Source organism: Flavobacteriales bacterium (genome assembly GCA_016124845.1).
Classification (GTDB): Bacteria; Bacteroidota; Bacteroidia; order UBA10329; family UBA10329; genus UBA10329.
In genome coordinates this window covers 1-14,265 of the sequence record WGMW01000065.1, presented here as the reverse complement: position 1 = coordinate 14,265, position 14,265 = coordinate 1, and the positions used below count along the sequence as shown (strand labels likewise).

Here is a 14,265-nt window from a genome sequence, read left to right as displayed (position 1 = left end):
AGCCCTTGGTTGAGACGCAGTTGCACAAAATGTTCCAGACAGCTCTGTTCGTCAGCGAACCGCTCGAAAAAATCCTTGAATGTCATCATGTTCTTAGTTTTGACACAAACCAAGAACCATGCACCGTAACCAATTTACGGGATCGGATTGCGGATAATCATTTTTATCATTTCATTTTATGAGCGATACATCACCCTTGAACTCATAATCGGTAACCTTGTCACCGTCAATGCCCTTGGCGGTAATAACGAAGTAGTAAGTTCCATTGATCAACTCTTTGCCGCTTGTAGAACGTCCATCCCAACCGGCCAAAGGTTCTGTCCAGTAGTAAACCAATTCGCCCCAACGGTTATAGATCTCTCCCTTGAAATCGTAAATGTTTCTGATCTTGAATGGGAAGAAGTCATTCGCTATCGGATCAATAGGGAACACATCATTGATGCCGTCACCATTAGGAGTGATCACATTAGGAACTACCAATTCTGACGTAGGATCAACATAGATACCATCGGTAAGCGCCAGCGTATCAGAACATCCAGTTACATCATTGTATGCGACCAGCGTCAACGTGAATGTACCTGAATCTGCATACAAGAATTGGAAAGCGGATGTATCATAGGTAGTTATTGTATTTCCATCGCCAAAGATCCACTCATAGGTTGTACCACCTTCTGAGTTGTTGGTCACGGTTACCTCCAGTGGTTGCTCCCCTGTAAGTGGCGTTGCACTGAAATCTGCGGTCAATGGGTTAACCGGTGGGTCAATGGTCGCAACAGCTTGAGCAGTACAACCATTCGCATCGGTGACTGTGAGCGTAAAATCGCCAGCACCCAGACCAATTGCAGAACTGCTTGTCTGCGCACTCGGATCATCCCAAAGATAACCGTAAGGTTGTGTGCCTCCAGTAACCGATGCTTCCGCCATGCCGTCTTCTGAATAGCTACATGTGATCGGGGTTGTAGCATCGATCGTTACTACCAACTCATCAGGCTCAGTAATGTTGACATTCTGCCATACCGCTGTGCATCCGTTGGCATCAGTAACTGTTACAGAGTACGTTCCTGGTGGCAAGCCCCCGGCCAAGGCAGTGGATTGGTTTGTAGGGTCGTCCCAAGCGTAAGTATAGTTCGGAGTTCCTCCAGAAACACTTACTTCGGCCTGACCATCACTGGCTCCATTACAACTTACGTTCTGCTGCTGTACAAGTGATAACACCATTGCAGGAGGTTCAGGAACAAGGATATTCTGAAGTTCAGCCACACAGCTGTTGGCATCAGTTACTGTCAGAGAATATGTTCCTGCCGGAATTCCAGTAAGCGGGTTTCCAGAAACTGGGCCAGGGGTCCATGAGTAAGTGTAACCTGAACCTGGCGTGCCTCCAGAAACGATCGCCTCTATCTGCGCGTCAGAGCCACCATTGCAACTTGCGCTGTCAATCTGTACTCCGATACTGATTGCAGAAGCCTCCGTAATGACAACCGAATCAGTAGCAGTACAAAGGTTCGTATCCGTAACCACCACCACGTATGTTCCTGCCGTCAGACCGCTGGCCATTGCGGTTGTCTGAAGGTTCGGGTCATTCCATTGATAACTGTATGGAGTGGTGCCTCCCTGTGCGGTTGAGAGCGCGATTCCATCACTGCCCCCGTTACAGGAAACCGATTGGTTCTCAACTGCCAGAACTGTCAGCGGAGCAGGTTCCGTGATCGTAACCGAAAGGGTCGTATCGCATGTTTGAGACGATGCCACAGTAACGTTCCACGTTCCCGCAGGAAGATTAGATGCGGTTGCCGTGGTTTGTACTGGTGTTGTATTCCACGAATAGGTAAGGTTATTGCCACTTGCCGTAACGGTTGCTATACCGTCCGTTAACCCATTGCATGACACATTCTGATCAACCGTTACAGAAGCTGCAAATGGATTGGGTTGCCCGACAACGGCCGAGTCAACAGCCATACAACCATGAGCATCAACCAGATCAACTATCCAGGTACCTGCCGGAAGGTTTGTAGCCGTTGCCGTGTTCTGGTTCTGCGGGTCGTTCCATGAATAGGTATAAGGCGCTGTTCCTCCTAAACCTGAAACTGAAGCCTCGCCCGTACTGGAACCGAAGCAATCGGCATCCACAATTCCAAAAATCTGTGTGGTCAAGGTATCTGGCTGTGGAACAACCACGGTTTCGGTTACCTCACAACCAAAGCTATCGATCACGGTCACATTATAAGTTCCGGCCAAAAGACCGGTGGCCGTGGGTGTACTCTGCGCATTTGGGTCATCCCAAGAATATGTGAAAGGAGCTGTACCACCAGATAGCGTTACTGAAGCACTACCATCAGCCAGACCGTAGCAACTTACGCTATCAGATGAGGTGGTTGCAGTAGGCCCCACAATATTGGCGATATCGCCCAAGTTGTAGGTACCATCTCCGGCAGCACCGCCAAAGCCGGTTCCTCCATTCTTAAGAATACTTGCGTTTACTACGTTATTCTGACATGGATTCTGAAAGATCTTTATTCGACCTCCAGAACCTCCGCCACCGGTGTTACCCGAAGAACCACCATTGGCCGAACCACTATTGCTACCACAGAAGAAGTTGCTATAGCTGCAACCAGAAGTTCCAACACCCGCAACACCTCCGGATCCTCCATTGCCACCAACGGACCGAAGTGTTCCGGTAATGTTCAATGGACCATAGCCCTGAAGAAGGATGCCGCCACCAGAACCACCGCCTGAACCACCACCGGCACCGGCTCCGGAAGAGAATGTTCTTTCACCACAATCATTACACGCGTCAGAACAACAATCGGTAGTAGTGCCTCCAGCTCCTCCGTTACCTCCAGGACCGCTGGTGGCACCGTTTACTGAGATGTTTCCGGCAACGGTAAGGCTACCCGAGGCATAAAGCGCAACTTTTGCACCACCTGCGCCACCGGCTGTCCCAGCAGTTCCGTTGCCCGCACTTCTACCACCGCCTCCTGCACCGGCACCGCCCGATCCGAGGTCAATATCTGTACCAGCAGCGGTACCGTAGGTTCCACCGACCGTACCACCTGTCCCACCGTTTCCTGCAGATGGTGAGGCGCAGCCAGTTATGCTCATCCCAGAAAAGTTACCTGGATTGTATGCACCTCCATTACCCCCAACACCTCCTTGGTTTGCAGTACCACCATAAGCACCGCCACCTGCAGCACCGGCTCCTCCAGATCCTCCAACAAAACCATACTCATCGCCAAAATTCTGGCATGCTTGCTTAGGCCCCATGCCATTGGCTCCGCTGTTCCCTGCCTGACCTGCTCCGGGGCCGGAACCTGCTGCTCCTGCACCTCCACCATTCACTGCAATAACCAGGCAGTTGTCCTTATCAACACATCCTGTGAGCGCACCCACATTACTTCCCGTAGTTGCGCCCGTACCTCCAGAACCTCCAGGGTAACCAGAACCATCGCCAATAATATCTCCGATAACTTCAATATCTGTAGCATTAATGATCAATTCTCCACAACCACCATTGGTGTATGGGGTTACAGAACAGACTACGCCCGGCTCTACTCTGAACAGCCCAGTAATGTTGTAAGTCCCCGAAAGGGACGTGTTTGATGATATGATCAGGTCACCGGAAATTGGGGTAGTGCCGCATTGGGCAAATGAATTTTTAACCGATGCAATTCCGAACAGGATCAGTAAACAGAGGAATAGAGGTTTTTTCATGGTTATGTGAATCAACTCTTTGAGTTGTGAATCAATTGAGCAAAACTATCATTTTTAAGCAGACGCAATACTTCCTTGTGTTGGACGTACGTCTGTTGTTCCGGTTGTTGAAAATAGCTTTATGTTGTGGCCATATTATCTGTGAAACGACCGGGCGATCCGTAATTTTGACGCATTCATGAACTATTTGAACGAACTGAACGAGGAGCAGCGAAAAGCTGTTGAATGGCTTGATGGCCCGGTAATGATCATTGCAGGTGCAGGATCGGGCAAGACGCGTGTTCTCACGTATCGCGTCTGTCACCTTATCAATAGCGGTGTTGATCCGTTCAATATTTTGGCACTGACCTTCACCAACAAGGCTGCACGGGAAATGCGCTCAAGGATCGAAACCATGGTAGGTCCAGAAGCCCGAAACATTTGGATGGGAACGTTTCACTCGGTATTTGCAAAGATCCTTCGCATTGAGAGTGAGAAAATTGGCTACCCTTCCAATTTCACCATTTATGACACGGCCGATTCTAAGAATCTTATCAAGGCCATCCTGAAGGAAGAGGCGCTGGACGATAAGACCTACAAGCCAAGCCTTGTGCTTAATCGCATCTCCGCGGCCAAGACCAATCTCATTTCGGCAAACGAGTACCTGCGAAATGACGAACTGATAGCGGAAGACCGCATGAGCGCCAAACCGAAATTGTCGGTGGTCTACAAGAAGTATTCCGACCGCCTTTTCAAATCGGGCGCAATGGATTTTGATGACCTTCTCTATTGGACGAATGTACTGCTGCGCGATTTTCCGGATGTGCTCAACAAATATCAGAACCGTTTCAAATGCATAATGGTAGATGAGTATCAGGATACGAACTATGCACAGTACCTCATTGTGAAACGGTTGGCCGCCAAATTCGAGAACATCTGTGTGGTGGGAGATGATGCGCAATCCATCTACGCTTTCCGGGGAGCGAACATTGAGAATATCCTCAACTTCCGAAAGGACTATCCCGATGTAAAGACCTTTAAACTGGAGCAGAATTACCGCTCTACCAAACATATAGTCGGTGCGGCCAATCACGTAATTGAGAAAAATCAGGACAGGCTGAAGAAAACCGTCTGGACAAGTAATGCCGATGGTGAACAGATCACGGTAAGCCGAAATCTGACCGACAATGAGGAAGGCATGTCGGTGGCACGTTCCATTTTTGAAACAAAGATGAACGGGCAGCTTCAAGAGAAGGATTTTGCCATCCTGTACCGCACAAATGCGCAGTCGCGATCCATTGAAGAGGCGCTGCGCAAGATGAACATTCCATACCGTATCTATGGCGGAACGAGTTTCTATCAGCGAAAGGAGATAAAAGATCTGATCGCGTATTTCCGTTTGGTGATAAATCCTCAGGACGAGGAAGCTCTGAAGCGCGTCATCAACTATCCCGCAAGAGGAATAGGAAAGACCACCATCGATAAATTGATCGTTCTTGGCAATGACTGGAGCAAGGACATTTGGTCCATCATCACCGACCAAGAACTACTTTATTCCCAATTCAATTCTGGAACAGCGAAGAAATTGCAAGATTTCAGTCATCTCATTCGTAGTTTTCAAATAGAGTTGAAGCGTTCGGATGCCTATGAGCTCGGTTCGAAGATCGCGTCATCAAGCGGCCTGCTTCGCGAATTGCATGCCGATAAATCGCCAGAAGGTGTGAGCCGATATGAGAACATTCAGGAATTGCTCAATGGATTGAAGGAATTTGTAGAAGACGTTCCGGGAGAAGACGAAGTGATAACCGAACCGGAACCTAAAACATTGGACCGGTTTACTGCCGACATTGCTCTGCTTACAGACGCGGACACAAAAAATGACCCTGACGAGATGAACAAGGTCTCGCTCATGACCGTGCACGCCTCAAAAGGATTGGAATTCCCATATGTTTACATCGTTGGGTTGGAAGAGAACCTGTTCCCGTCACAGCTTTCATTGAGTTCGCGTAGCGATCTGGAGGAAGAGCGCAGACTTTTCTACGTGGCACTGACACGCGCAGAAAAAAGAGTGAACTTGAGCTATGCGGTCAGTCGTTTTCGTTGGGGAAGCTTGGTTCACAGCGAACCAAGTCGTTTTATTGACGAAATCCCAGAAAAACATTTGAACGTAACGAGTTCAAAACCAGTCTCCAATGAAAATTCCTTAACTTCACCCAGTTGGAAACAAAGGGATTTCAAACGACCTTTGACACCCAGATCAGGAAGTGGACATAAAGCAACAATGAGAGAACGTAACCTCACCAAATACGATGACAGTCGAAACCCCGGAACCCTTGACACGGGCGATGGGACAAGCGACCACGTAAGTCGCATAATGATAGGTACAGAAGTTATCCATGATAAATTCGGAAAAGGTGAAGTAGTTGCCTTGGAAGGAGAAATGCCGAATGTGAAAGCCACCGTGGCTTTTCAAGGTGCTGGGAACAAACAGCTGCTTTTGAAGTTTGCAAAACTCCGAATTGTAGGCAAGGCCAAGCAATGAATCAAGTGCCAACCTCTGAGGAAGAGGAATTCGAAGACCTCATATCATTACACCAGACCAAAGGAATTGAAGAGGAGATTCCTAAGGTAGCGGATAAAAAAAAGAGTGTTCAATGGATGGAGCTTATCGGTTCATCATTACTCTTTGCCTCTGCATATCTTATTCTTTATATTTTCTATGATTTTGTAACGGCATTGGCCTCAGCCCATTTCGACATGGAGCCAACGCTGCGGTATGATACCATTATATATGGTAAAAGTGGCGACCATTGGTATCCTCACGCTGTAAAAAGAGCTTTTAGCGTTGGAGCTGTTGCCATTGGAGCGGTCGGGGTTGGTTCTTACCTACTATTTCTGGTCTTCCGAAAGTCCTTCATTTTCGTGCGTCTTTTCCTGCTTTGGGGCAGCATTATCTCGTTCACAATTCTTGCTCAGAGGATGATGAGTGTGCCGTTTGCCGGCAACTTTGAGTACAGGGAGTTGGATTCGATCGGTTTCGAGTTGGCCATATTCACCTCCTACATGTACTACAAACCAAGCACCGAATGGGCTATCGGTTTCTTAGGTTTTCTGCTCGTGATAAGCATCGGAATTTTCTACGCAAAGCCTTTCTTGCAAACGGCCTGGTCTTCCAAACAGATCGGCTCTGAAGCCGAACGCTACCGTTTTCTAAGACAACAGGTACTCATTCCTGTGATTTTTGGAAGTACGATTGTCACAATTGTGGTTTTTCCCATAAACCTAATTCCGAACTCGATTTCCTTTGTAGCTGCCATCATCTGTCTGTTGGTCATGATCATTCATGCCATGTTGATGGGATCTTTCAAGATTCCACGTCAGAAGACATGGGAACGCTGGCCAATTGTTCCAACAATTGTTTTCATTCTGGTCATCGTCATGATCAAAACAGTCCTCACAACGGGAATTTCCATTCCAAACCCGGACATTTATCAGTTTATTCAGCCTTCTTTACATAGTCAGTGACTTCATTAAAGAGTCAGTGAGTATTGAAGTGCAAAACTCCTTGGAGCCTCCATAATGGCAGGACGGAGTGAGTAGAACTCGTTCATGAAGTTTTTGGTGATGAATCCGAAAGTCGAACTCTTGGAAACCTTGAACAGAAGGCGAGCATTCATGATCCAAACACCGTTGGTATGGGCTTCCCGATACTCTGCAACCCCGGGAAGAAATGCATTGAACGAATCATCGATCCGATTGATAGAGCTGTAGTATTGGCAACTGTAACCCACTGTGAACTTCCAAACATCGAACTCAATATCTGACTTGAAAACATGTGTTGTCCGGTATTTGAGAATGCTTAAGGTCTGCGTCAGCGAATCGGAGTGTTTGATACTGGAGAAGAAATTTCTCATATAAACTCCCACATTCTGCTGTGTGGTATCAGCCTGGAGGTCGGCCGGATAATTGAACGTATATCCGAGATACACTCTTACTGGAATAGGACCGAGTTTCCCCTCTCCTGTAAGGCCGAATTCTACACCTGCCACCCGAGCTTTGGTAACATTGAATGGCTTGAAGGCAATGATCGGATCTGGTTCTCCATCATCAAACAGACCAAATCTGTACTCTACCATGTTCTTGAATTCTGTCCAGAAAAGAGCAAAATCAAAATATCCTCTCCAACCCGATACTTTGAACCCTTGCTTCAATCCTAACTCTGCAGACCAACCGGATTCTGCCACAAGATCGTGATTGGGAAGTATCTTGATCGGCCCCAAACTGGCGCTGATGAACTTCTCTCCAATGCTTGGAAAACGGAACGATTGTCCGAATGACATCCTAATATTGGTAGCCTTTGCCACCTTGAAATTGGCTCCTGCCCGCACGATCGGCTTACTCGTCTGCTTGCGCAGGCCAATGACATTGTTCCATTCGTCCCGAACTCCGACCAGAAGCGAGATTCGATCGAGAAACCGTTTCTCAACCTGTGCATAGACAGACGGATTGTGCGTGAGTAAGGTACCTTGGTCCTGATAGAGTATGCTGTAGGACCAAATGTGCTGGTATTGCACTCCTGCCGTAACCGTGAATTTGTGCTTGAACTCATTCTGAAAGCGATAATCGAAATACATCACATTTGATACGGATGGGTCTTCCCAATCCACATCCCTTCTCTCAACGCGGTAATACCGAGACCTCAAAGTATGGATCCCGAATTTGCCTGCCGAGTATTGAATCCAAGGATCTACGTTCACAAAAAGATATTTGTCCTCAGATGAAGTACCGTCCAACGGCTTGTATGCACCGTCCGTGTTGTTTGCCCAAAGCGTGAAACGCCCGGACTGCTGATACTGTACAGACCCATTCAATCCATAGCTCAAACCTTTGACCTTTACGGATTGCACTCTGGTCTTCCAATTACCACGGATCTCTTGGCGTTGCCCTCTTTGCAGATAACTCAGATCGGAGCCGGCATGCGCCCCAATGACCAGATCCACGTTCTTTATCTTTCTTCTGTGGGAGAAGAACGCCCCAGTGAAAAGAGGGCTTGAAGACTTGTCCCACCACCTGGCGTCCTTCTGGCCGGGATTGCCATAAATCCCGGAATAGATCCGGAATTTTGTCTCTGGTTTATCTGTTGCCCAACCCGTTCTTACGTGGATCACACCGTTCATCGCACCCGATCCATAAAGCACACTCGATGCGCCTTTCACCACCTCAATTTGATCTACGATCTCCATCGGTATGGCATTCCATTGAATATCCTTCAGGTCTCCGGTAAGCAATGGTATGTTGTCCGTCACCATCTGAACACGGCTACCTACGCCATAACTATAGCCTCCACCGCCCCTAATGGATGCCTGTCCGTCCATAATGGTAACACCGGGAACCTTGGCAACAGCAGCTTTCAGGTCGGGTGCCGCGGTATTCTCCATCAGATAATCTTTGACCACGTCAATGGTCACCATCTCATCGCTCACCTTCTTCTCAAATGCACTTCCCGTAACCACTACAAGATCCAGCGCGGTACTGCCGGTTGACATCTTTACATTATGAACAACCGTCTCCCCAGCCTTTAGATTGAACTCTTTTGTTATTGGTTCATAACCGATAAACTTATATGTGACCTTGTGTTTTCCAGGGGTGAGTTTCAAGGTATAAGCACCATCCAGATCGGAAGATGCACCCACGTTGTCCTGACTGAAGATGTTGACACCGGTCAGCAGTTCACCGTTCGACTCGTCTGTGATCTTTCCAGTAATGGTCTGGGCAAAAGCACTTGGTGCAACCAATAGGGTTGCCATCAGAAATAACCGACCAAGCAAATTCATTTCAGTTCAGAGTTAAATGGATTTCGGCCGCAAGTTATACAACCCTCAAAAAGACCATGTTGACCAATTCGAGTTTTTATACCTCCCAGATGTTAATATAGTGGTCCCTTAGACACAATAAGGACAACATTTGCCGTTTGAAAAAAAATGTAGCTTTGCACGCAACCTGAACTAAGACCATTTATCACGCACGCACTAAATGAACAATCTCGGCAAAAACATTGGTGATTTCATTTTCCCGGCACTACTCATTATCAGCGGTTCGCTTATTGATTTCTACTCCATTTTTGGAGGACAGAATGGGTTTTGGCTTCTTGGCGGAACACTGATTCTGGCAATCGGAATCTTTTCGGTTTTGATGAAGCTTGGAATGTTGAGCGGAGGCATCCAGAAGGTGCTCGTATTTGTTTTTCTGCCGTTGGCAGTTGTAACTGCTTACTTCGCTTATCGTTCCATTCAAGCTCCCATAGAGTTCGAGCAATTGAAGAAAAAGCGTTATGCCAAGGTGGAGGAGAAGCTGAAAACCATTCGCGATTGGCAGTTGGCCTATAAAGCGGTTTACAGAAAGTATACGCCAAGTTTCGACACACTTATCACGTTTGTCAACACGGATTCGTTCCCGGTCATCAAGGCGTTCGGAACAGTTCCTGATTCTCTCACGGAGCAACAGGCCGTGGACCTTGGAATCGTTACCAGAGATACGGTTCACGTCAGTGTTCGTGATTCGCTTTTCAAAATGGGCGGTGACATTAACGATGTGAAGTTGATTCCTTTCAGCAAGAATCAAGAATTTAGAATGGACGCGAACATGATCGAGAAGAATCAGGTACAGGTCCCTGTATTTGAGGCAGAAGCCTTGAACATGTATATTTTTGATGGTATTGAACCGGAATACTACGACCCACAAAAAGGTCTTAAAGTTGGTTCCATGGAAGAGCCATCAACCAGCGGAAACTGGGAATAATCGTTGGCTTCTTTGATAAGAAAGGAGTTCCATCTGAAGGCTGATAACGAGCAAGAGGCGACCAATGGTCGCCTTTCCTCTTTTATAGATGTATCGCGAAGCGGTGTTCAACTTCTGAAAGTCAACACCAGTTTCAAGGCTATTGAGTTCATATCATGGAACTTCCCGTATTCATCAACAGATTCGGTTTGGGCCGAACGAGTTGCTGAGGTTTTGAAGAGCGATGAGTTTAGCAAAGCTGCCTCAACCAGGTTCTCCATCGCAGATAATCAAGTAGTGATTGTTCCCGAAACACTTTTCTCTGAAAACGAGAAAGAGAAGTATTTCAATTTCCTGTTTGATGACTCGGATGAATCCGAAATCGTCACCCAGAAGCTGACCAACACAGACGCTGTTGGGCTTTTCAGAATTCCAAAATCTGTGAAAGAGGTTTTCAAAGAATCAGTTGGTTCTTCATTCCTTACTTGGGCGGATTCCATTCTTGGGAACAGTTCAGGAACAAAAGCATATTTGATCTTGGATGAGAAACGGTTTTCGCTTAATGTGTTGAAAGATGGAAAACTACTCTTCTCCAATTGTTTCCAATTCTCGAAAGCGGATGATGTCCTTTATTTCCTGATGGCAACATTGGAATCGCTGAGTATTCTTCATTCAGAGATTGAATTATTGTTGGGAGGTTCAGTTGAGAAAGGTGATGACACCTTCAAGGTGCTGTCGCGATTCATATCAAAGATCTCGTTTATCAAACGGCCGAAGAATCTGACCTACAGTTATTCGTTCAGTCAGATGGCCGAGCATCGGTTTCCGTTCATATTTACTGCCGCATGCGCATAATCAGCGGACAATACCGAGGACGGAACATTCATCCGCCCAAGAACCTGCCAGTTCGACCAACCACCGACAAGGCCAAGGAAGGTCTCTTCAACATCTTGAACAACTTGCTCGATTTCGAAGACCTCAACGTACTTGACCTTTTTTGCGGCACAGGAAACATCAGTTTGGAATTCGCCAGTCGTGGAGCGGCTACCGTAACTTCGGTTGATGCCAGTCCGAAATGTGTTGGTTTCGTCAAATCAACCTTTGACCTTCTGGGTTACAAAACCGCCACCACCTACAAAAGCGATGCGTTGCGTTTCGCACAGTCAACCAGTCAGAAATGGGATGTGATCTTTGCCGATCCGCCTTACACTTACCCGCATTACCCTGAGTTTGTCACCGCCATTTTGGAGAACAAACTCTTAGCGGAAGACGGCCTTCTTATCGTAGAACACCCAGCTGAGGTTGACCTCAGCTCCTTCCCTGCCCTCACGCAAACGCGCAAGTACGGCCGGGTTCATTTCAGCTTCTTCGAGAACATGAAATAGCCACTGATTCTCAGATTTTCACAGATCAAACACAGAAAATTCATCTGAGAAATCAGTGTCAATCAGTGCATCTGTGGCTAAAAAAGTGTATACTGCTTGTTCCTTCAACTTTATCGAGAGCATGAAATAGCCACAGAAACGCAGAAGACACAGAGGTTTTCACAAAAAACTCTGTGCAATCTGTGAAAATCTGTGTCTCTGTGGCTAAAAAAGTCCTTCAGGACTAAAACCTCAGGAAGAAATCCTTCGTCAATTCCCTGTATTCCTCAGAATAATCGTGGCGTTCGTTCGATTGCGCTATACAGAAATCGCGCCTGTTCGGCTTATCCAATTCTGTGTGCGTGAAATTCACCATTAACCGTATTTCTGGATAATCAGGTTGCGGGAACACATCCAGAACTTCTTTCGGGTAAAACCCTTGCGACTTGGCCGCGCTGCAGAACGTATCGTATTCCGTTTTTGGGAAGATTACCGCAAAGCGTCCGTCTGTTTTCAGCAATTGCTTTACGTGATGAAAAAGGTCGGCAGGTTTCAGACTCACTGTGTGTTTTGCCAAATGCAGCGATTGATCCTTAGGAGCCTGCGCATTTGAGAAGAACGGAGGATTACAAACCACCAGATCGTACTTCTTTCCGTGCTTTACGAATTCGGCAACATCTTCATTATAAACGGTGATGTCCGTGAATGGCGAATGAGCCACATTGCGCTTGGCCTGGTCAGCCGCGATCGGATTGATCTCAATCGCATCCATTTTCACTCGGGCGCGCTGCGCAATCATCAGCGAGATCAACCCAGTTCCTGTTCCAATATCAAGAACATGCTCGCCATCATTCACAGGTGCCCAAGCTCCGAGGAGCACACCATCGGTTCCTACTTTGAAACCGCCTGCCGAATGATAAACCCTGAATTTTTTGAACTGAAAAAACGGTTCAGCCATTGATGTACAGATCGATCAGGCCATCGGGTGCCTCCACGCTGATGACCTTCTTTTCAACTTCCACTTCCTTTACTATTTCCTCCACCCAAGGTATCAGAATCGTCTTGTCTTCGTAAGCCACTTCCAAGATCGGATGCTGTGGCGTATCCATGAATCCCGAAACAGTGCCGATGTTTCCCTTCTCGGCATCGATCACCGTAAAGCCGATCAACTCCTCAGAAGTATCGGGCGTTCCATCTTCAAAACGCTCCAACTCCAAAAGAATCTCGCTACCTACGAGTTTCTCAGCTTGCTCCAACGTGTTCACGTCTTCCACTTTCAGCACCATGCGGTCGCTGGAACTGGCCGAACATTCTTGCACAAAAAAAGGAACCGGCCCACCCTGTAATCGGATGAAGACCGGTTCGCCTTCTTCAATGTCTGGAACGCCTGTAGCGTGAACGTTTACTTTAAAAGCACCATTCAGTCCGTGAGACCTGACAACGGTTCCAAGGACCTTCAGATCCTTCACGCTTACTCAGCTGGCTTCTCTTCTTCAGAAGCTTCTTCCGCTGGTGCAGCCTCTTCAGCCGCAGGAGCCTCAGCTTCTGCAACCGGAGCCTCCTCAGCAGCTTCAGCAGCTACTTCTTCACCTTCGGCAGCCTCGGCAGTTGCCTCAACTTCTTCCGCAAGCGGAGAGTTCTTGGCAGCCACTTTCGCAGCAATTTCCTCGTTCTTCGCAGCTTCAGCTTTCAGAGCGTCAGCTTTCGCTTTCTCCTGAGCCTTCACAATAGAGTCAGCCCCTTGCTGAATGCGCGAAGTCTTATCGTTCATCCATTTCTCAAAACGGGCATCCGCTTCTTCCTGCGAAAAAGCACCTTTCTTGACACCACCTTGTAGGTGTTTCTTGTACAATACCCCTTTGTATGAAAGGATGGCACGGCAAGTATCGGTAGGCTGAGCTCCGTTCTCCAACCACTTCACAGCGCTATCGAAATCGATGTCGATAGTTGCTGGTTGCGTGTTCGGATTGTAAACTCCCAACTTCTCAATGAACTTCCCATCCCGTGGGGCACGCGAATCGGCTGCTACGATGTGAAAAAACGCATAACCTTTTCTTCCATGTCTCTGCAATCTGATTTTAGTTGGCATGTAGACGAATTAAATGTTTAAAAATTTGGGGCTGCAAATATGCGACTTTCCTTTCAATATAAAAACACCTATTTCCAATTCATTTTCAAGCACTTGAGCACATGCGGGTTCAGTGGACTCATCGTTTCTACTTGCATTTGTGTCAATGTCATTTTCAACTAAACTTTGGTGCTTTTCTCAGAATAACATTTTTCATTAAATCTCAATCTGATTCCCCCGCAGTTTGCCACTACGTAAATAGTTTATGGTCTGATGATGTTGGTTTGATGTGGACTTAAAACCAACAAGGATGAATTTACTGCATTTTATTGAAGAACTCCCGACCGAGCGAAGCTGCGGTGAGCACTT

The 14,265-nt window shown here is 47.2% G+C and carries 10 protein-coding genes; 5 read left to right on the top strand and 5 right to left on the bottom strand.

What is annotated here, in order from left to right; translation table 11 throughout:
* Positions 1-171: 171 nt before the first annotated feature.
* The gene (locus GC178_18765) at positions 172-3,708 is read right to left on the bottom strand and encodes a T9SS type B sorting domain-containing protein (protein MBI1289609.1); all 3,537 of its coding nucleotides are present in this window, start codon (positions 3,706-3,708) and stop codon (positions 172-174) included.
* Positions 3,709-3,886: 178 nt separating this feature from the next.
* On the opposite strand from GC178_18765, the gene GC178_18760 reads away from it, so the two are divergent.
* Together GC178_18760 and GC178_18755 are read left to right on the top strand one after the other, a co-directional pair.
* Positions 3,887-6,229 carry an AAA family ATPase gene (locus GC178_18760; GenBank protein MBI1289608.1) on the top strand — a complete coding sequence of 781 codons (2,343 nt, stop codon included), beginning with the start codon at positions 3,887-3,889 and terminating at the stop codon, positions 6,227-6,229.
* On the top strand, positions 6,226-7,212 hold the full coding sequence (locus tag GC178_18755) for a hypothetical protein (protein ID MBI1289607.1): 987 nt from the start codon (positions 6,226-6,228) through the stop codon (positions 7,210-7,212). The genes GC178_18760 and GC178_18755 overlap by 4 nt, the downstream gene beginning before the upstream one ends.
* 5 nt (positions 7,213-7,217) lie before the next feature.
* Here GC178_18755 and GC178_18750 read toward each other — a convergent pair whose 3' ends face one another.
* Complete coding sequence (locus tag GC178_18750) at positions 7,218-9,521, bottom strand: TonB-dependent receptor plug domain-containing protein (protein ID MBI1289606.1); 2,304 nt, start codon at positions 9,519-9,521, stop codon at positions 7,218-7,220.
* Between the two features lie 199 nt (positions 9,522-9,720).
* Between GC178_18750 and GC178_18745 the strand changes: the two genes are divergently transcribed.
* From GC178_18745 to rsmD, 3 genes are read left to right on the top strand one after another with little or no spacing between them, the layout of a single operon-like run.
* Positions 9,721-10,485 carry a hypothetical protein gene (locus tag GC178_18745; GenBank protein ID MBI1289605.1) on the top strand — a complete coding sequence of 255 codons (765 nt, stop codon included), beginning with the start codon at positions 9,721-9,723 and terminating at the stop codon, positions 10,483-10,485.
* Positions 10,486-10,488: 3 nt separating this feature from the next.
* Positions 10,489-11,319 (top strand): DUF3822 family protein, encoded by an 831-nt coding sequence (locus GC178_18740; protein MBI1289604.1) that lies wholly within the window; start codon positions 10,489-10,491, stop codon positions 11,317-11,319.
* The gene (rsmD, locus tag GC178_18735; GenBank protein ID MBI1289603.1) at positions 11,310-11,849 is read left to right on the top strand and encodes a 16S rRNA (guanine(966)-N(2))-methyltransferase RsmD; all 540 of its coding nucleotides are present in this window, start codon (positions 11,310-11,312) and stop codon (positions 11,847-11,849) included. The genes GC178_18740 and rsmD overlap by 10 nt, the downstream gene beginning before the upstream one ends.
* A 223-nt stretch (positions 11,850-12,072) precedes the next feature.
* Here rsmD and GC178_18730 read toward each other — a convergent pair whose 3' ends face one another.
* The 3 genes from GC178_18730 to GC178_18720 are packed head-to-tail and all read right to left on the bottom strand — an operon-like array spanning position 12,073 to position 13,917.
* The gene (locus tag GC178_18730) at positions 12,073-12,786 is read right to left on the bottom strand and encodes a methyltransferase (protein MBI1289602.1); all 714 of its coding nucleotides are present in this window, start codon (positions 12,784-12,786) and stop codon (positions 12,073-12,075) included.
* A complete protein-coding gene (gene rimM / locus GC178_18725; GenBank protein MBI1289601.1) occupies positions 12,779-13,297 on the bottom strand; it encodes a 16S rRNA processing protein RimM in 519 nt (172 codons plus the stop codon). Before rimM ends, GC178_18730 begins: the two co-directional genes overlap by 8 nt.
* A 2-nt stretch (positions 13,298-13,299) precedes the next feature.
* Positions 13,300-13,917 (bottom strand): 30S ribosomal protein S16, encoded by a 618-nt coding sequence (locus GC178_18720; protein MBI1289600.1) that lies wholly within the window; start codon positions 13,915-13,917, stop codon positions 13,300-13,302.
* Positions 13,918-14,265 lie beyond the last annotated feature (348 nt).